Source organism: Massilia sp. Leaf139, from assembly GCF_001424165.1.
Lineage (GTDB): Bacteria > Pseudomonadota > Gammaproteobacteria > Burkholderiales > Burkholderiaceae_D > Telluria.
On record NZ_LMOJ01000001.1, the window covers coordinates 839,960 to 858,046 of the forward strand.

At 64.5% G+C, this 18,087-nt stretch carries 16 protein-coding genes; 14 read left to right on the forward strand and 2 right to left on the reverse strand.

The genetic code is table 11. From position 1 onward, the window contains the following. Positions 1-17: 17 nt before the first annotated feature. Positions 18-2,597 carry a [protein-PII] uridylyltransferase gene (locus ASF77_RS03770; RefSeq protein WP_056334566.1) on the reverse strand — a complete coding sequence of 860 codons (2,580 nt, stop codon included), beginning with the start codon at positions 2,595-2,597 and terminating at the stop codon, positions 18-20. A 5-nt stretch (positions 2,598-2,602) separates the two neighbouring features. Then, a complete protein-coding gene (map, locus tag ASF77_RS03775; RefSeq protein WP_056334568.1) occupies positions 2,603-3,427 on the reverse strand; it encodes a type I methionyl aminopeptidase in 825 nt (274 codons plus the stop codon). A 389-nt stretch (positions 3,428-3,816) separates the two neighbouring features. Here map and rpsB point away from each other — a divergent pair, with 389 nt between their 5' ends. The 14 genes from rpsB to lpxB all read left to right on the forward strand — a co-directional run bounded on the left by rpsB (position 3,817) and on the right by lpxB (position 18,038). Continuing rightward, positions 3,817-4,566: a 30S ribosomal protein S2 gene (rpsB, locus tag ASF77_RS03780; RefSeq protein WP_056334571.1), complete on the forward strand. Its 750-nt coding sequence runs from the start codon at positions 3,817-3,819 to the stop codon at positions 4,564-4,566. Between the two features lie 171 nt (positions 4,567-4,737). After that, a complete protein-coding gene (tsf, locus tag ASF77_RS03785; RefSeq protein ID WP_056334574.1) occupies positions 4,738-5,646 on the forward strand; it encodes a translation elongation factor Ts in 909 nt (302 codons plus the stop codon). A 211-nt stretch (positions 5,647-5,857) separates the two neighbouring features. Next, a complete protein-coding gene (pyrH, locus tag ASF77_RS03790; RefSeq protein ID WP_056334576.1) occupies positions 5,858-6,574 on the forward strand; it encodes a UMP kinase in 717 nt (238 codons plus the stop codon). Between the two features lie 33 nt (positions 6,575-6,607). Beyond that, a complete protein-coding gene (frr, locus tag ASF77_RS03795; protein WP_056334580.1) occupies positions 6,608-7,168 on the forward strand; it encodes a ribosome recycling factor in 561 nt (186 codons plus the stop codon). Between the two features lie 178 nt (positions 7,169-7,346). Beyond that, positions 7,347-8,105, forward strand: coding sequence for a polyprenyl diphosphate synthase (uppS, locus tag ASF77_RS03800; protein ID WP_056334582.1), 759 nt, complete (start codon positions 7,347-7,349; stop codon positions 8,103-8,105). Positions 8,106-8,113: 8 nt separating this feature from the next. Beyond that, the gene (locus ASF77_RS03805) at positions 8,114-8,947 is read left to right on the forward strand and encodes a phosphatidate cytidylyltransferase (RefSeq protein ID WP_056334585.1); all 834 of its coding nucleotides are present in this window, start codon (positions 8,114-8,116) and stop codon (positions 8,945-8,947) included. A 14-nt stretch (positions 8,948-8,961) separates the two neighbouring features. Further along, the gene (gene ispC / locus ASF77_RS03810; protein WP_056334588.1) at positions 8,962-10,140 is read left to right on the forward strand and encodes a 1-deoxy-D-xylulose-5-phosphate reductoisomerase; all 1,179 of its coding nucleotides are present in this window, start codon (positions 8,962-8,964) and stop codon (positions 10,138-10,140) included. A 27-nt stretch (positions 10,141-10,167) separates the two neighbouring features. Further along, positions 10,168-11,505 carry an RIP metalloprotease RseP gene (gene rseP / locus ASF77_RS03815; RefSeq protein WP_056334591.1) on the forward strand — a complete coding sequence of 446 codons (1,338 nt, stop codon included), beginning with the start codon at positions 10,168-10,170 and terminating at the stop codon, positions 11,503-11,505. 90 nt (positions 11,506-11,595) lie between these two features. Continuing rightward, the gene (gene bamA / locus ASF77_RS03820) at positions 11,596-13,953 is read left to right on the forward strand and encodes an outer membrane protein assembly factor BamA (protein ID WP_056334594.1); all 2,358 of its coding nucleotides are present in this window, start codon (positions 11,596-11,598) and stop codon (positions 13,951-13,953) included. A 41-nt stretch (positions 13,954-13,994) separates the two neighbouring features. Then, entirely contained in the window at positions 13,995-14,537 is a 543-nt protein-coding gene (locus tag ASF77_RS03825; RefSeq protein ID WP_056334598.1) for an OmpH family outer membrane protein, read from the forward strand. A 2-nt stretch (positions 14,538-14,539) separates the two neighbouring features. Continuing rightward, entirely contained in the window at positions 14,540-15,628 is a 1,089-nt protein-coding gene (lpxD, locus tag ASF77_RS03830) for a UDP-3-O-(3-hydroxymyristoyl)glucosamine N-acyltransferase (protein ID WP_229445220.1), read from the forward strand. After that, positions 15,621-16,103 carry a 3-hydroxyacyl-ACP dehydratase FabZ gene (gene fabZ / locus ASF77_RS03835; protein ID WP_056334600.1) on the forward strand — a complete coding sequence of 161 codons (483 nt, stop codon included), beginning with the start codon at positions 15,621-15,623 and terminating at the stop codon, positions 16,101-16,103. The genes lpxD and fabZ overlap by 8 nt, the downstream gene beginning before the upstream one ends. Beyond that, positions 16,103-16,891: an acyl-ACP--UDP-N-acetylglucosamine O-acyltransferase gene (gene lpxA / locus ASF77_RS03840; protein ID WP_056334603.1), complete on the forward strand. Its 789-nt coding sequence runs from the start codon at positions 16,103-16,105 to the stop codon at positions 16,889-16,891. Before fabZ ends, lpxA begins: the two co-directional genes overlap by 1 nt. Then, positions 16,866-18,038 carry a lipid-A-disaccharide synthase gene (lpxB, locus tag ASF77_RS03845; protein WP_056334605.1) on the forward strand — a complete coding sequence of 391 codons (1,173 nt, stop codon included), beginning with the start codon at positions 16,866-16,868 and terminating at the stop codon, positions 18,036-18,038. Before lpxA ends, lpxB begins: the two co-directional genes overlap by 26 nt. The last annotated feature ends 49 nt before the right edge of the window (positions 18,039-18,087 follow it).

Below are 18,087 nucleotides of genomic sequence, written 5' to 3' on the forward strand. Positions count from 1 at the left end.
AAGTGAGATAAAGTGTTTCAGATCGCCAGCGCGTCCAGCAGCTCGGTTTCGAGCTGCACCAGCACGCGCGGGTTGTTCAGGTTCGGGCCGTCGACGAGGAAGACGTCCTCGACGCGCTCGCCGAGGGTCATGATCTTCGCCGTGTGCAGGTTGATGCGGTAGCGCGTGAGCACCGCGGCGATCGCGTACAGCAGCCCGGTACGGTCGTTGGCCGAGATCGAGAGCAGATAGTGCTGGCCGCGTTCGTCCGGGCGCAGTTCCACGCTCGGCGCTACCGGGAAGTGGCGCGACAGGCGCGACAGCCGCGCGCGGGTCGGCGGCGGCAGCGGCGCGTTCGAGGTCAAGAGCTCGCACAGCTCGTGTTCGATCAGGCTGATGATGTCGCGGTAGTTGCGCGCGAAGTTCTCGGCGGTGACGAGGAAGGTGTCGAGCGCATAACCGTCGCGCGTGGTGTGGATCTTGGCGTCGAGGATGGAAAAATTCTTGCGGTCGAAATAGCTGCAGATGCGCGCGAACAGGTCGGGCTGGTCTTTCAGGTAGACAGCCACCTGCAGGCCGGCGCCGATCGGCGCCAGGCGCGCCTTCACCACCGGTTTCGCGCTCTTGATCTTGTCGTACAGGCAGCGCGTCTGCCAGGCGATGTCGGAGGCGTCGTGGCGCAGGAAATACACCACGTCGAGCTGATCCCACAAGGCTTCGTGCGCGTTTTCGGGCAGGCCGAACAGGCGCAGGGTCGCCAGCGCTTCCTGCTGGCGCATGCGCAGTTCGCGGTCGGCCGAATGCGGCTCGCCTCCCAGCACGCGCAGCGTGATGCGGTACAGGTCTTCCAGCAGCTTGGCCTTCCAGGCATTCCACACCTTGGGACTGGTGCCGCGGATGTCGGCCACCGTCAGCAGGTACAAGGCCGTCAGGTGGCGCTCGTCCTTCACCACGGCGGCAAAGGATCCGATGACGTCCGGGTCGGACAGATCCTGCTTCTGCGCGACCTGCGACATGGTGAGGTGCTGCTCGACCAGGAACACCACCAGCTCGGTGTCTTCCGGCGCGATGCCGTGGTCGCGGCAGAACGCTTCGGCGTCCTGCTTGCCCAGTTCCGAATGGTCGCCGCCGCGGCCCTTGGCGATGTCGTGGAACAGCGCCGCCACGTACAGCAGCCAGCGGTCGCGGAAGTTGGCGATCAGGCCGCTGCAGAACGGGTATTCGTGCGCGTGTTCGGCCATCGTGAAGCGGCGCAGGTTACGCACCACCATCATGATGTGCTGATCCACCGTGTACACGTGGAAGAGGTCGTGCTGCATCTGGCCGACGATATTCCGGAAGCTCGGCAGGTAACGTCCCAGCACGCCGAAGTCGTTCATGCGCCGCAGCGCGTGCACCAGGCCGACCGGCGCTTTCAGAATCCGCAGGAAGTTGGCGCGGTTGACGGGGTCGGCGCGGTAGGCGTCGTCGATCAGGTTGCGCGCATGCCAGAGCGCGCGCGTGGTGCGCGCCGTCATGCCCTTGATGTCGGGGCGCTCGGTCATGGCGACAAAGATGTCGAGCACCGAGGAGGGCGTGGTCTCGAAGGTATCGTCGCGCGCAATGTCGATGAAGCCGCCGACATTGTTAAAGCAATGGTTGATCGGCACCGGCACGGTCGGCTGCGGGAACAGGCGTGCTTCGATGTTCTGCAGCAGGATGGTGTTCAACTGGGTGACCGTCTTGGCGGCCCAGTAGTAGCGCTGCATCAGGTATTCGCTGGCGCGGCGCGCGCCCGGGCCGGACGGATCGGACACCAGGCCGAAGGATTCGGCGATCGCCGTCTGCACGTCGAACAGCAGGCGATCCTCGCGCCGGCCCGTCTGCAGGTGCAGGCGCACGCGGATGTCCTTGAAGGCGCGCTCCTTTTCCATCAGCTGGCGCGCCTCGTCCTGGGTGATCAGTTCGCGCGTGGCGAGCTGGCCCCAGGAACTGGCGAGATCGGCCGCCTTGGCCACCCACAGGATCACCTGCAGGTCGCGCAGGGCGCCCGGGCTCTCCTTGCAGTTCGGTTCCAGCGCGAAGGCGGTGTACTCGTACTTGGCATGGCGCAGTCGCATCTCGGCGGTCTTGGCCTGGAAGAAGGCTTGCGGATCGAGAGCGGCGCGGTAGCGCTCTTCCAGCTGGGCGAAGAGCCCGCCGTCGCCCGCGACCAGGCGCGCTTCCAGCAGCGAGGTCTGGACGGTGATGTCGGCCGCCGACTCCTGCATGCATTCGTCGACGGTGCGGATGCTGTGCCCGATTTCCAGGCCCAGATCCCACAGCAGCTGCACCAGGCTTTCCAGCTTGGCCTGGGTGATGGCGTCCGGCGGCGCGCCCAGCAGGATCAAGAGGTCGACGTCGGAATACGGAAAGAGTTCGCCGCGGCCATAGCCGCCCACGCCCACCAGGGCGGTATTGGACGGCAGGCGCGCCGCCTGCCAGGCCTCGACCAGGATGGCGTCGACGCTCTGGCGCAGGCCGCGCAGCAGCTTTTCCGGCTTGCCGTCCTCGCGAAAGGCGTGGAACAGGGCCTGGCGTTCGGCCTTGAGGCGCCCCTTGAGTTCGGGACGGGCCTGGTCGAGCTGCGCGGCGGACATGTGATTTAAGCCGGAACGGCTTCTTTATTGGCGACGATGGCCGGCGGCGGCGGGGTGCCGGCCGACTGCGTCAGGATCTCGTAGCCGGTCTCGGTCACCAGGATCATGTGTTCCCACTGGGCCGACAGGCTGCGGTCCTTGGTCTTGATCGTCCAGCCGTCCGGCATTTCCTTGATCTCGCGGCGGCCGGCGTTGATCATCGGCTCGATGGTGAAGATCATGCCCGGCTCGAGTTTATCGAGCGTCCCCGGCTTGCCGTAATGCAGAACCTGCGGCTCTTCGTGGAATACGCGGCCGATACCGTGGCCGCAGAACTCGCGCACCACGCTGTAGCCGTTCTTTTCGGCGTGCTGCTGGATCGCGTAGCCGATGTCGCCCAGGTGCGCGCCGGGTTTGACTTTCGAGATGCCGAGCCACATGCATTCATAGGTCACTTCGGACAGGCGGCGCGCCAGGATCGAGGGTTCGCCGATCAGGAACATGCGGCTGTTATCGCCGTGGAAGCCATCCTTGGTGATCACGGTGACGTCGATGTTCAGGGCGTCGCCGCTCTTCAGCACCTTGTCGCCCGGGATGCCGTGGCAGATGACGTCGTTGATCGAGGTGCAGACCGCTTTCGGGAAAGGCGGGTAGCCGGGCGGGGCGTAGTTCAGCGGCGCCGGGATCGTGCCCTGGACATTGGTCATGTATTCGTGGCACAGGCGGTCGAGTTCGCCCGTGGTGACGCCCGCCTTGACGAAGGGGGTGATGTAGTCGAGCACTTCGGCGCCGAGGCGGCCGGCCAGGCGCATGCCTTCGATTTCTTCGGGGGTCTTGATGGAGATGGACATAAATGGGCGGTTCGCGTGAACGGTAAATATGTCGACCATTATAAGGGATGTGCCCCGGCATTGCGGGGCGGGGGATGCTGCGGCAATGATCATGCGCCGGAACGCGCGGGCATGCCCGCCCTACGGCGCACCACCGCCCGTAGCAAGTTCATGGAGCCGTGGCGTAACGTAGGGCGGCCATGCCCGCGTTACACCGCCAGCGAACACGCAAGGCTTGAATTAATGCCCGAATCCCGCTAGAATCTCGGGTTGCTTGGACTGAGGTTCAGCAATGTTGCTCAGTTGTTCATTTTAGTAGTCTATTTATTTACTCAAATCGCGAATCCGGCCGACAAGGGTGCCCAATAGGGTGACTGGCCGTTATTCAAGACTTAACCCTGGAGAATTACATGTCCGTTACTATGCGCGAAATGCTGGAAGCCGGTATTCACTTCGGCCACCAGACCCGTTTCTGGAACCCAAAGATGGCACCGTTCATCTTCGGTCATCGCAACAAGATCCACATCATCAACCTGGAAAAGACCATGGCGATGTACCAGGATGCGATGAAGACCATCAAGCAGATCTCGGCCAACCGCGGCACCATCCTGATGGTCGGCACCAAGCGCCAGGCCCGCGACATCATCGCCGCTGAAGCAGCACGCGCCGGCGTTCCTTACGTCGATCAGCGTTGGCTGGGCGGCATGCTGACCAACTTCAAGACCATCAAGACCTCGATCAAGCGCCTGAAGGACATGGAAGCGCAAGTGGAGGACGGTTCGGTCGAGAAGCTGTCGAAAAAAGAAGCCCTGATGTTCCAGCGCGAAATGGTCAAGCTGCAGAAATCGATCGGCGGCATCAAGGACCTGGGCGGCGTGCCTGACGCAATCTTCGTCGTCGACGTCGGCTACCACAAGGGCGCCATCACCGAAGCCGGCAAGCTGGGCATCCCGGTCATCGGCGTGGTCGATACCAACCACTCGCCAGAAGGCGTCACCCACGTGATCCCTGGCAACGACGACTCGTCGAAGGCCATCACCCTGTACGCACGCGGCGTCGCCGATGCGATCCTGGAAGGCCGCGCCAACGCCACCAACGAAGTCGTTGAGATGGTGAAGGCCGGCGGCGATGACTTCGTCGAAGTCTCCGAGCAGGCTTAAATAAAAGGACGACCGCCGGCGGCTTGCCGCGGGCTGTCGTCCGGTATTTAAATCAGGGGTGCTGGGCCGTGGCTGCGCACCCCTTTTTTTAAACACAGAATTAGCAAGAAATTATCGTGTGGGTGTCCGGTCCGGACATCCGCGACACTGAACATATTTTGGGAGAAAAACATGGCAGCGATTACTGCAGCGATGGTGGGCGAACTGCGCGCGAAGACCGATGCGCCGATGATGGAATGCAAGAAGGCACTGACCGAAGCCGAAGGCGACATGGGCCGTGCCGAAGAGATCCTGCGCGTCAAGCTGGGCGGCAAGGCATCGAAAGCATCGGCACGCGTCACCGCCGAAGGCGTGGTTGCGTCTTACATCGCCGGCAACGTCGGCGCGCTGGTTGAAATCAACAGCGAAACCGACTTCGTCGCCAAGAACGACGAATTCCTGGCCATGGCCAACCTGGCAGCCAAGCTGGTCGCCGAGCAGAACCCTGCCGACGTCGCAGCCCTGTCGGCCCTCGACATCGGCGGCCAGACCTTCGACGCACTGCGTTCGGCCCTGATCGGCAAGATCGGCGAGAACATGACCGTGCGCCGCTTCCAGCGCTTCGAAACCACCGGCAAGCTGGCCTCCTACCTGCATGGCACCCGTATCGGCGTCATGGTCGAGTACGAAGGCGCGGACGAACAAGTCGGCAAGGACGTCGCGATGCACATCGCCGCCATGAAGCCGGTCGCCCTGTCGTCGGAAGGCGTGCCTGCCGAACTGATCGAGAAAGAGCGTTCGGTCGCCCAGCTGAAGGCCCAGGAAGATGCGGACGCCGCCGCTGCCGCAGGCAAGCCTGCCCAGTCGCCGGAAATCCTGGCCAAGCGCCTCGAAGGTTCGGTGCAGAAGTACCTGAAAGAAGTGTCGCTGCTGAACCAGACCTTCGTGAAGAACGACAAGCAGTCGATCGAGCAAATGCTCAAGGCCACCAACACCACCGTGAAGGCATTCACGATGTACGTCGTGGGCGAGGGCATCGAGAAGAAGGTCGACGACTTCGCAGCGGAAGTTGCAGCCCAGATGGCTGCAAACAAGCAGTAATGTGAAAGCGGGCCGCAAGGCCCGTTTTTTTAACCCGTCGTTTTGTCGCGGCGGGTGCGCGGCGGCCCGGCCGCCGCGCGCACGCGAACGGCCGCGCTCCCCGGAGCGTGCGCGCCGGTTTCGCCGCCATCTGTACTCTTGCAGATGAGGCCCGGGCACCGCCCGCGGCCAGACCCGAATTCGAATCACACACATAGGAGAGCGCTTCATCATGACAAAACCAGCCTACCAACGAGTCCTCCTTAAACTGTCTGGCGAAGCGCTGATGGGCGACGATCAGTTCGGCATCAATCGCGCCACCATCGACCGCATGGTCGCCGACGTCGCGGAAGTGGCGAAGCTGGGTGTCGAGCTGGCGGTCGTGATTGGCGGCGGCAATATCTTCCGCGGCGTCGCGCCGGGTGCGCAGGGCATGGACCGCGCCACCGCCGACTACATGGGCATGCTGGCCACCGTCATGAATGCGCTGGCCCTGGCCGACGCGATGCGCCATGTCGGCGTCACCGCGCGCGTGATGTCGGCGATCGGCATTGACCAGGTGGTCGAGCCCTACGTGCGTCCGAAAGCGCTGCAATACCTGGAAGAAGGCAAGGTCGTCGTCTTCGCGGCCGGCACCGGCAACCCCTTCTTCACCACCGACACCGCGGCCGCCCTGCGCGGCGCCGAAGTGGGTGCGCAGATCGTCCTGAAGGCCACCAAGGTCGATGGCGTTTATACTGCGGATCCACAGAAGGATGCGAGCGCCACCCGTTACGAGTCGATCTCGTTCGACGAGGCGATCTCGAAGCAGCTGCAGGTGATGGACGCCACCGCGTTCGCCCTCTGCCGTGACCAGAAACTTCCGATCAAGGTGTTCTCGATCGTCAAGCCCGGCGCCCTCAAGCGCGTCATCATGGGCGAAGACGAAGGTACCCTGGTGCACGTTTAATAACACTGAAATACTGAATAACAGGAGAGCAGCATGTCCCTAGCTGACGTGAAGAAGAATGCGCAAGAGCGCATGACCAAATCGATCGAAACCCTGCGTGCCGATCTGGCCAAGGTGCGCACCGGCCGCGCCCACACCGGCATCCTCGACCACATCATGGTCGACTACTACGGTTCGCCGACGCCCCTCTCCGGCGTCGCCAACCTGACCCTGCTCGATGCCCGCACCATCGGCGTGCAGCCGTACGAGAAGAAGATGCTGAGCACCATCGAAAAGGCGATCCGCGATTCCGACCTGGGCCTGAATCCGTCGACCTTCGGCGAACTGGTGCGCGTACCGACCCCGCCGCTGACCGAAGAGCGCCGCAAGGAAATGGTCAAGCTGGTCAAGTCGGAAGCCGAAGATGCGAAGATCGCCGTGCGCAACATCCGCCGCGACGCCAACGAGCAGCTGAAAAAGATGGTCAAGGACAAGACCGCTTCGGAAGACGACGAGCGCCGCGCTTCGGACGAAGTGCAGAAACTGACCGACAAATTCGTCGCCGACATCGACAAGATGGTCGCGGAAAAGGAAAAAGAAGTCCTGACCGTGTAAGATGCGTGCCGGCGCATTGCGTGCACGTATGCAATGCGCCGGCGTCGCCTCCAAAGAAGTAAGCAGACGTAACCGAGGGCAGTACCCGTAACATTGCGGGGCACAATCCTGCAGGGGCTGCTTTATTACCCGTATTACGCTCGTTTACAGTACCCGCAGCCATCATGGCATTGGATTTATGATCTTTAAGAGTTCCACGACCGTAGTTCCCGATGTGCCGGCCGTCCCGCGCCATATCGCCGTCATCATGGACGGCAATGGCCGTTGGGCGACGAAACGTCTGCTGCCCCGCGTCGCCGGGCACGTCAAGGGCGTGGAAGCGGTGCGCGGCGTGGTCGAAGCCTGCGTGCTGCGCGGGGTCGAATACCTGACCCTGTTTGCCTTTTCTTCGGAAAACTGGCGCCGCCCGGAAGAAGAAGTCTCGCTGCTGATGCGCCTGTTCGTTACCGCGCTCGAGCGTGAAGTCTCGAAGATGCACGCGAATAACATCCGCCTGAAAGTCGTGGGCGACCTGTCGCGCTTCGACGCCAAACTGCGCGAGATGATCGCCAACGCCGAGCGCCGCACGGCCGGCAACACGCGCCTGACGGTCTCGGTCTGCGCCAACTACGGCGGACGCTGGGACATCATGCAGGCGACGAGCAAGATGGTCGCCGCCAACCCCGGCGTGACCGAATTCACCGAAGAGATGCTGGCGCCGCACCTGGCCATGGCCTACGCGCCGGAACCGGATCTGTTCATCCGCACCGGCGGGGAAGAGCGCATTTCCAACTTCCTGCTGTGGCAGCTGGCTTATTCCGAGCTGTACTTCACCGATACCTACTGGCCGGATTTCTCGGTCGAATCGCTGGACGCCGCGATCGCGTCCTACCAGAGCCGCGAGCGCCGTTTCGGCCGCACCGGCGAACAAGTGGCCAACAAAACAAATAAGGCTTAACCAGGCTGATGCTTAAAACCCGGATCCTCACCGCGCTCGTGCTGCTGGCAGTGCTCCTGCCAGTCCTGTATTCCAATAACTTCACGGCCTTCGCGGTGGTGGCGACCGCCTTCTTCGGGGCCGCCGTCTGGGAGACCTTCCGCCTCTTCAATCCGACATCCGGCAAGGCCGTCGTCGTGGCCGCCTTCTGGACGGCGGCCTTCGCCTGGACTTTCTTCGTCAACGACAGCGGCGCCTCGCAGAGCTTCTGGTTCGTCATCAGCCTGCTGGTGTGGGTGCTGCGCTTCGTGCCCTCGCTGAAAACCGGCCTGCCGCCGCTCGACAGCGTTGCCAACACCCTGCTCAGCCTGACCTATGCGGTGTCCCTGGTGGGCTGCTTCGCGGCGATCGTCGCGCTCTACGCCTATTCGCCGCTCTACCTGCTGTCGGTGCTGGCCATCGTCTGGTGCGCCGACATCTTCGCCTATGTCTGCGGCAAGAGCTTCGGCAAGCGCAAGCTGGCGCCTTCGATCTCGCCAGGCAAGTCCTGGGAAGGCGCGATCGGCGGCGGCATCGTCACCCTGGTCGTCGCCACCCTGGCGATCGCCTTCGGCGGCGAGGCACTGGCCAACACCTTCCCGGCCCGCGTCCAGGCCAGCCTCGGCTGGGCCGTCACCTGGCTCGTGCTAAGCCTGATCGTCGCCGGCAGCATCGTCGGCGACCTGTTCGAATCCCAGCTCAAGCGCCGCGCCGGCATGAAAGACAGCAGCAACCTGCTGCCCGGCCATGGCGGGGTGCTCGATCGCATCGACGGCCTGGTGCCGGTACTGCCGCTGGCGGCACTGATCGGCGCCTGGCTGTAAGGAGTTTTTTTAAAATGCAACGCATCACCATCCTGGGCGCCACCGGCTCGATCGGCGTCTCGACCCTCGACGTGCTCGCACGCCATCCCGAGCAGTACCAGGTCTATGCCCTCAGCGCGCATGGCCGCGTCGCCGAACTGGCCGCGCAGTGCCGCCAGTTTCGTCCGCAACGCGCCGTCGTCGGCACGGCCGAGGCCGCCGCCGAATTGAGCCGGCTGCTGGAAGGTTTGCCGGTCGACGTGGCCTACGGCGAAGCGGCCCTGTGCGAGATCGCTGCCAGTCCCGACACCGATACCGTCATGGCCGCCATCGTCGGCGCCGCCGGCCTGGCCCCGGCCCTGGCCGCCGCCCGCGCCGGCAAGAAGATCCTGCTGGCCAACAAGGAAGCGCTGGTCATGTCGGGCCAGCTGTTCATGGACGCTGTGCGCGAGCACAAGGCGACCCTGCTGCCGATCGACAGCGAGCACAACGCCATCTTCCAGTCGCTCCCGAGCCAGTACGCGCGCGCGCCCGGCGAATCGGGCGTGGCCAAGATCCTGCTGACCGCGTCGGGCGGGCCTTTCCTGAACCGCGCCGTCGAGACCCTGGAAGCCGTGACCCCAGCGGAAGCCTGCAAGCATCCGAACTGGTCGATGGGCCGCAAGATCTCGGTCGATTCGGCCACCATGATGAACAAGGGCCTGGAAGTGATCGAGGCGCACTGGCTGTTCGGCGCGCCGGCCGAGCTGATCGAGGTCGTGATCCACCCGCAAAGCGTGATCCATTCGATGGTGTCCTATGTCGACGGCTCGGTGCTGGCCCAGCTCGGCAACCCCGACATGCGCACCCCGATCGCGCATGCGCTCGCTTACCCGGAGCGCATCGCGTCCGGCGTGGCCCAGCTCGATCTCACGACGATGGGCGCGCTGCAGTTCTACCAGCCGGATTACGCCCGCTTCCCATGCCTGGCGCTCGCCTTCGACGCCCTGCGCGCGGGCGGCACGGCGCCGGCGCTGCTGAACGCGGCCAATGAAATCGCGGTCGAAGCCTTTCTCGACGAGCGCATCGGTTTCCGCGACATCGACCGCGTCGTGCGCCGCGTGATGGACGAAAACGAACACGGCGCCGCCGACGACATCGCCGCCGTGATGGCCCAGGATGCGCGCGCGCGCCAGGCGGCCTCGACCATCGTCGCCGGCATCGTCCGACACTAAGCGGAAATCCGCGGAAGCACACATATCATGAGTTTTCTCTACACCGCGGTCGCCTTCCTGCTGGCGCTGGGGCCGCTCATCATCTTCCATGAGCTCGGCCACTACTGGGTGGCGCGCGCCTGCGGCGTGAAAGTGTTGCGCTTCTCGGTCGGCATGGGCAAGGTGGTCTGGTCGCGCCGCTTCGGCAAGGATGGCACCGAGTGGGCGATCTCGGCGCTGCCGCTGGGCGGCTACGTCCAGTTCCTCGACAGCCGCGACCCCGAAACGGCGCCAAAGGACGAGGCCGAGCGTGCGCGCGACTTCGTGCGGCAAAGCGTCTGGAAGCGCATCGCCATCGTCGCCGCCGGCCCGACGGCCAACTTCCTGCTGGCGATCGCGCTGTTCGGCGCGCTCTTCATGCATGGCGTCGAAGAGCCCGGCACCAAGCTGCGCCCGATGGCCGCCGATACCCCGGCCTACGCCGCCGGCCTGCGCGGCGGCGACAGCGTCACCGCCGTGAACGGCGAACCCGTAACGGGCTGGTCGGACTTGCGCTGGCAGATCATGTCGCTGGCGGTCGACAAGCAGGACGCCCGTCTCGACGTGCGCGCCGCCAACGGCAGCCAGTACGCGGCCACGATTCCCGCCGCCGCCATCAAGGAGCCGGGCCCCGAGGGCGACCTGATGGGAGAACTGGGCCTGGACGTCTGGATCGGCATGCCGGTGGTCGAGAACGCGGTGGCCGGCGGCGCCGGTGCGCGCGCCGGCCTGCAGAAGGGCGACGTCGTGCTCGGCGCCGACGGCAAGCCTTTCGCGCATGCGGCCGACTTCGTGCAGACCGTGCGCGCCGCCCCGGGGCGCACCCTGCAGATCCAGGTGCGCCGCGGCAGCCAGGTGGTGAGCCTGCCGCTGACGCCGGAGAAGGATCCGAAAGGGCAGGGCCTGGCCAGCGTGCAGCTCTCCCCGGCGCTGGAACGGGTGACCGTGCAGTCGGGGCCGGTCGAGGCGATCGTGAAGGGCGCGCGCCGCACCTGGGAGATGACGACGCTGACGTTCAAGATGATCGGCAAGATCGTCACGGGGCAGGCTTCGCTGAAGAACATCACCGGCCCGATCGCCATCGCCGACTACGCCGGACAGACCGCACGCATGGGCCTGGCGACCTTTTTGGGCTTCATTGCGGTCGTCAGCGTGAGTCTTGGTGTAATGAATCTGTTACCAATTCCAGTGCTGGATGGGGGGCATTTGTTGTATTATTCGCTGGAAGTTTTGACCGGGCGTCCCCTGTCCGAGCGAATCCAGGGATTCGCGCAGCGCGCGGGGGTGGCCCTGCTGTTCATGCTGATGGCGCTCGCCATCTTCAATGACCTGTCGCAGCGGCTCTAGGGCATCGACCCGCCGTGCCGCGACAGCGCGCCGCCCGCCAAACAAGAAGCGCCGAAGAAAAATGTATGTTGTCCAATGACTGACTAGCCAATGAAATCACAACCAGATCGTATTGCCCTGCCGTTCATTCGCCGCAGCCTGATCGGCGCGGCCGTGCTGGCCCTGTGTGCCGCACCTGCGCTCGCCGTCACGCCTTTCGTCATCAAGGACATCCGCATCGAAGGCATCCAGCGCACCGAAGCCGGCACCGTGTTCAGCTACCTGCCGGTGCGCGTGGGCGAGACCTTCGACGACGACAAGAGCGTCGCCGCGATCAAGGCCCTGTACGCGACCGGCTTCTTCAAGGACATCCGCCTGGAGGAAGAGAAGGGCGTGCTGGTGGTGCTGGTCGAGGAACGCCCGGCCATCAACACCGTCGATTTCACCGGCACCAAGGAATTCGAGAAGGACATGCTGGTCAAGGCGCTGAAGGATATCGGCGTCGGCGAAGCGAAGATCTACGACAAGGCCGCGGTCGACCGCGCCGAGCAGGAACTCAAGCGCCAGTACCTCTCGCACGGCCTGTACGGCGTGAAGATCACGACCACCATCACGCCGATCGAGCGCAACCGCGTCAACGTGATGTTCAACGTCGACGAAGGCGACATGGCGCGCATCCGCGCCATCAACATCGTCGGCAACAAGGCCTTCAGCGACAAGGAACTGCGCCAGGTGCTGCAGCTCGAGACTTCCGGCTGGCTGACCTGGTACTCGAAGGCCGACCAGTATTCGAAGACCAAGCTGACCGGCGACCTGGAAGCGATCAAGTCGTATTACCTCGACCGCGGCTACCTGGAAGCGACGGTGGAGTCGACCCAGGTCGCGATCACGCCGGACAAGAAGGACATCTACCTCACCATCAACATCACCGAAGGCGAGAAGTACACCGTCTCGAGCGTCAAGCTCGAAGGCGAGACCTTCGGCCGCGAAGAGGAACTGCGCCAGCTGATCGTCCTGCAGCCGGGCAAACCGTATTCGGGCGCGCTGCAGGAAGCTTCCAGCAAGCGCATCTCTCAGCGCCTGGGCACCTTCGGCTACGCGTTCGCGAACGTGAACGCCGACCCGCAGGTCGACCGCGAAAAGCGCGAAGTCGCCTTCACCTTCGTTGTCGATCCGGGCAAGCGCGCCTACGTGCGCCACGTGAACATCCTCGGCAACACCGTCACCCGCGACGAGGTCATCCGCCGCGAATTCCGCCAGTTCGAAGGTGCCTGGTACGACGCCGACCGCGTCAAGCTCTCGCGCGACCGCGTCGACCGTCTCGGCTACTTCAAGGACGTGAAGGTCGATACGCCGGAGTCGCCGGGCACCAGCGACCAGGTCGACATCAACCTGACGGTCGAAGAAAAACCGACCGGTAACTTCATGGTCGGCGGCTCGTTCTCGCAGGCCGAGAAGTTCACCTTCACGGCCTCGGTGCAGCAGGCGAACTTCGCCGGCAGCGGCCAGACCGTCGGCATCGACCTGAACACCTCGAAGTACAGCCGCACGGTCGCGCTGTCGAACACGAACCCGTACTTCACCGACGACGGCGTTTCGCGCGCCTTCCAGCTCTACCACCGCACGACGCGTCCGCCGCTGTCGAACATCGGTTCCTACACGGTGCGCCAGAACGGCGGCAACATGACCTTCGGCGTGCCGTTCTCGGAAACCGATACCGTCTACTTCGGCGCGGGCCTGGAGCGCACCACGCTCGAGACCGATTCGACCAGCCCGCTGCTGTACCGCAACTTCGTGGCCCAGAACGGCGGCCCGAACAACGAAAACGACCAGGACACCTTCGGTATCGGTATCGGCAAGAGCATGTCGATCCCGCTGACCGTGGCCTGGGGCCGCGACAGCCGCGATAGCGCGCTGACCCCGAGCATCGGCCGCTACCAGCGCGCCAACTTCGAGGTCGACGCCATCGGCGACGCCAAGTACTTCCGCGTCGTCTACGAACACCAGTGGTACCGTCCGCTGACCACGTGGATGACGCTGGCCCTGCGCGGCGAGTTCGATTACGGCAAGGGCATCGGCGGCAGCTCCTATCCGGTCTTCAAGAACTTCTACGCCGGCGGCATCGGTTCGGTGCGCGGCTACGAGAGCTCGACGCTGGGTGTGGTCGATCCGGTCTTCGGCGACGCCATCGGCGGCGCCAAGCGCGTCATCGGCAACGTCGAGCTGCAGTTCCCGTTCCCGGGCAATACCAAGGATCGCAGCCTGCGCTGGTTCACCTTCGCCGACGGCGGCCAGGTGTTCCAGGAGAAGTCGAAGATCATGCTCGGCGAGCTGCGTTACTCGGCCGGTATCGGCCTGTCCTGGATTTCCCCGGTCGGACCGCTGCGCTTGAGTTATGCTAAGCCCCTGAACGCGAAACCGGGCGACCAGCTCGAGCGCTTCCAGTTCCAGATGGGCACGGGCTTCTGACCCGGCGTCCGTCGGCTTCATCCTTTTCATCGCGGAGAACCATGTTGAAAAATCCGATAGCCTCCCTGCCGCGCAGCGTGACGCGCGCGCTGCCCCAGGCGCTCGTGCTGGCGGCCCTGTGCGCCTGCGCCTCGCTGGCCTCGGCGCAGACGGCGCCCAGCCGCATCGGCTTCGTGACCACCGAGCGCCTGATGACCGAGTCGAAGATGGCCAAGGCCGCCGACGCCAAGATCCAGGCCGAATTCTCGAAGCGCCAGAAGACGAACGAGGAGATGGTCGCCAAGTTCAAGCAGATGAGCGAGAAGTTCGACAACGACGCGCCGCGCCTGACGGACATCGAGCGCACCCGCCGTGCGCGCGAACTGTTCGACATGGAAAAGGACGTGCAGCGCATGAACCGCGAGTTCACCGAAGACCTCATGCAGAGGAAGAGCGAGGAACGCGCGGCGATCGCCACCAAGGCCTATAAACTGATCGAACAGATCGCCGAGCAGGAAAAGCTCGACGCCGTGCTGCAGGAGGCGGCGTGGTCGAGCCCGCGCATCGACATCACCGACCGCATCCTGAAACTGCTGGACAAGTAATTTTGGAACATCGCGAACAAACACGCGCCGGGGTTCGCCTCGGCGACCTGGTCGAGCGTTTCGGCGGCCAGCTGGCGGGCGACCCCGACCTGACGGTCGCCTCGATCGCGCCGCTCGACAGCGCCGGCCCGGCCCAGATCAGCTTCCTCAGCAACAGCAAGCTGCGCGCCCTGGCGGCGCAAAGCGAGGCCGCGGCCCTGATCCTCTCGCCGCTGGACGATCCCTCGGTCGCCGCCACCTATGCGGGCGCGCGCATCGTCACGACCAACCCCTACGCCTATTTCGCCCGCGCCGCGCAATACTTCGTGTCGCTGGAAGAAGCCGCCCCAAGCCCCGGCATCCACCCGAGCGCGGTCGTCGATCCTTCCGCGCAAGTGGACGAAAGCGCCCACATCGGGCCGCACGTGACCATTGAGGCCGGTGCGGTCGTGAAAGCCGGCGCGGTCATCGACCACGGCTGCTTCATCGGCAAGGAAAGCGTGGTGGGCGAGGGCACGCACTTCTTCGCGAATGTCACCTTCCACCGCAAATGCGTCATCGGCGCGCGCGGTATCGTCCATTCGGGCGCGGTGATCGGCGGCGACGGCTTCGGCTTCGCCATGGAAGCAGGCGTCTACATCAAGATTCCGCAGACCGGGCGCGTGGTGATCGGCGACGACGTCGACATCGGCTCGAACACCTCGATCGACCGCGGCGCCCTGGCCGACACCGTCATCGAAGACGGCGTCAAGCTCGACAACCAGATCCAGATCGGCCACAACTGCCACATCGGCAAGCACACGGCCATGGCCGGCTGCGTGGGCGTGGCCGGCAGCGCGAAGATCGGCAGCCGCTGCACCTTCGGCGGCGCGGCGATGGTGCTGGGCCACCTCGAAATCGCCGACAACGTGCACATCTCGTCGGGCAGCATGGTCTCGCGCTCGGTGCTCGAACCGGGCCAGTACACGGGCTTCTATCCGTTGGCGAAGAACGCCGAATGGGAGAAGTCGGCCGCGATCGTGCGCAACCTGAACACCATGCGCGACAAGATCCGCAGCCTGGAAAAAACAATTAAAACGATTACAGAACAGAGCAGACTCGAAAATGACTGAAACCACCACCGCAAAGCGCACCCTCGGCATCAACGAGATCAAGGAATACCTGCCGCACCGCTATCCGCTGCTGCTGGTCGACCGCGTGCTCGACGTCGAAGTGGGCAAGCGCATCACCGCCATCAAGAACGTCACCGTCAACGAGGAATTCTTCAATGGACACTTCCCGCATCAGCCGGTGATGCCGGGCGTCTTGATGATCGAGGCGATGGCGCAGACCGCGGCCATCCTGTCCTTCATGACGATGGACGTGAAGCCGGACGAGAACTCGGTCGTCTATTTCGTAGGTATCGACAACGCGCGCTTCAAGCGCCCGGTCGGGCCTGGCGACCAGCTGGTGATGGACGTCGAGATCCTGCGCGTCTCGCGCGGCATCTGGAAGTACAAGGCCACGGCCAGCGTCGACGGCAAGGTCGCCGTGGAAGGTGAACTGATGTGCACCATCCGGGCCAATGAGAACAACGCGGGGCAGTAATGAACAAGATCCATCCTAGCGCGATCGTCGATCCGAAGGCCGAGCTGGACAGCTCGGTCGAGGTCGGCCCGTATTCGATCATCGGCCCCAACGTGCGCATCGACGCCGGCACCGTCGTCGGCCCGCACGTCGTCATCGAAGGCCATACGACGATCGGCAAGGACAACAAATTCTTCCAGTTCGGTTCGATCGGCGCCGCGCCGCAGGACAAGAAATGGAAGGGCGAGCCGACCCGCCTCGAGATCGGCAACGGCAACACCATCCGCGAATTCGTCACCTTCAACCTGGGCACCACCCAGGATGCAGGCGTCACCCGCCTCGGCGACGACAACTGGATCTCGGCCTACGTCCACCTGGCACACGACTGCCAGGTCGGCAGCCACACGATCTTCTCGAACAACGCGCAGCTGGCCGGCCACGTGCACGTGGGCGACCATGCCATCCTGTCCGGCTATGCCGGCGTGCACCAGTTCTGCAAGATCGGCGCCCATGCCTTCATCGGCATGTACACCAGCCTGACCCAGGACGTGCCGCCTTTCGTGCTGGTGTCGGGCAATCCGGCCGGCGCGCGCGGCGTGAACATCGAAGGCATGAAGCGCCGCGGTTTCACGCGCCCGCAGATCGACGGCATCCGCGCCGCCTACAAGCATATCTACCGCTCGAACCTGACGCTGGAGGAGGCCAAGGCCGCCCTGGCGCGCGAGGAAGCGGAGAACCTGGAAGCCGCGGACGTCATCCGCGCCATGCGCGAATTCCTCGGCAATGCCACCCGTGGCATCGTCCGATAAGGTCTCCCTCGCCCTGGTCGCCGGCGAGGTGTCCGGCGACATGCTCGCCGCCCGCCTCATGGCCGGGCTGAAGCCGCATCTCCCCGACGCCCGCTTCCACGGCATCGGCGGCCCGCGCATGATCGCGCAGGGCCTGGTTTCAAGCGTGCCGATCGAAACCCTGACGGTGCGGGGCCTGTTCGAGATCATCCCGCGCTACCGCGAGATCAAGGGCATCCAGAACCGCCTGCGGGATCGTTTGATCGCCGAGCGTCCGGCCGCCTTCATCGGCGCCGACTACCCTGGTTTCAATCTCGGGCTGGAAGAGCAGCTGCGCGCCGCCGGCATCCCCACCGTGCACTTCGTCGGCCCGCAGATCTGGGCCTGGCGCGGCGGGCGCATCAAGAAGATCCAGCGCGCGGTCTCGCACATGCTGGTGATCTTCCCCTTCGAGGAACAGATCTATCGGGATGCCGGCGTGCCGGTGACCTATATCGGCCACCCGCTGGCCGAGACCATCCCGATGGTGCCGGACGTGGCTGCGGCACGTGCGGCCCTGGGTTTGGCGCCGAATGGGCCCAACTCGGCGCGCGTGGTGACCGTGATGCCGGGCAGCCGCATGGGCGAGTTGAAATACCTGGCCGAGCCCTTCGTGCGCGCCGCCGGCCTGCTGGCCAGACGCGACCCCGGTCTGCGTTTTGTCGTGCCGATGGCGGGCGAGAAGCAGCGCATCTACTTTAACGAGATCGTGGCCAAGGCGGGTCTGCAGGGCATCGACCTGCAGCTGGTGGACGATTCGCATACGGCGATCGCCGCCGCCGACGCGGTGCTGGTGGCCTCGGGCACGGCGACGCTGGAAGTGGCGCTGTTCAAGAAGCCGATGGTGATCGCCTACAAGGTCATGCGCGCGTCCTGGGAGATCATGCGCCACATGGGCTACCAGCCCTGGATCGGCCTGCCGAACATCCTGGCGCGCGAATTCCTGGTGCCCGAGCTGCTGCAGCATGCCGTCACGCCGGAAACGCTGGCCGATGCGGTGTGGGCGCAACTGAATGACGCCGCAGGGCGCGACAGGCTTGCGGCGCGCTTCACGGAGATGCATCATAGCCTCCTGCGCGACAGCGCGGCCCTGAGTGCCGAGGCCGTATTACGGATCATACGACCGTAACGCGGGCATGCCCGCCGTACGGTGCACCGCCGTTGTAGGGCGGGCATGC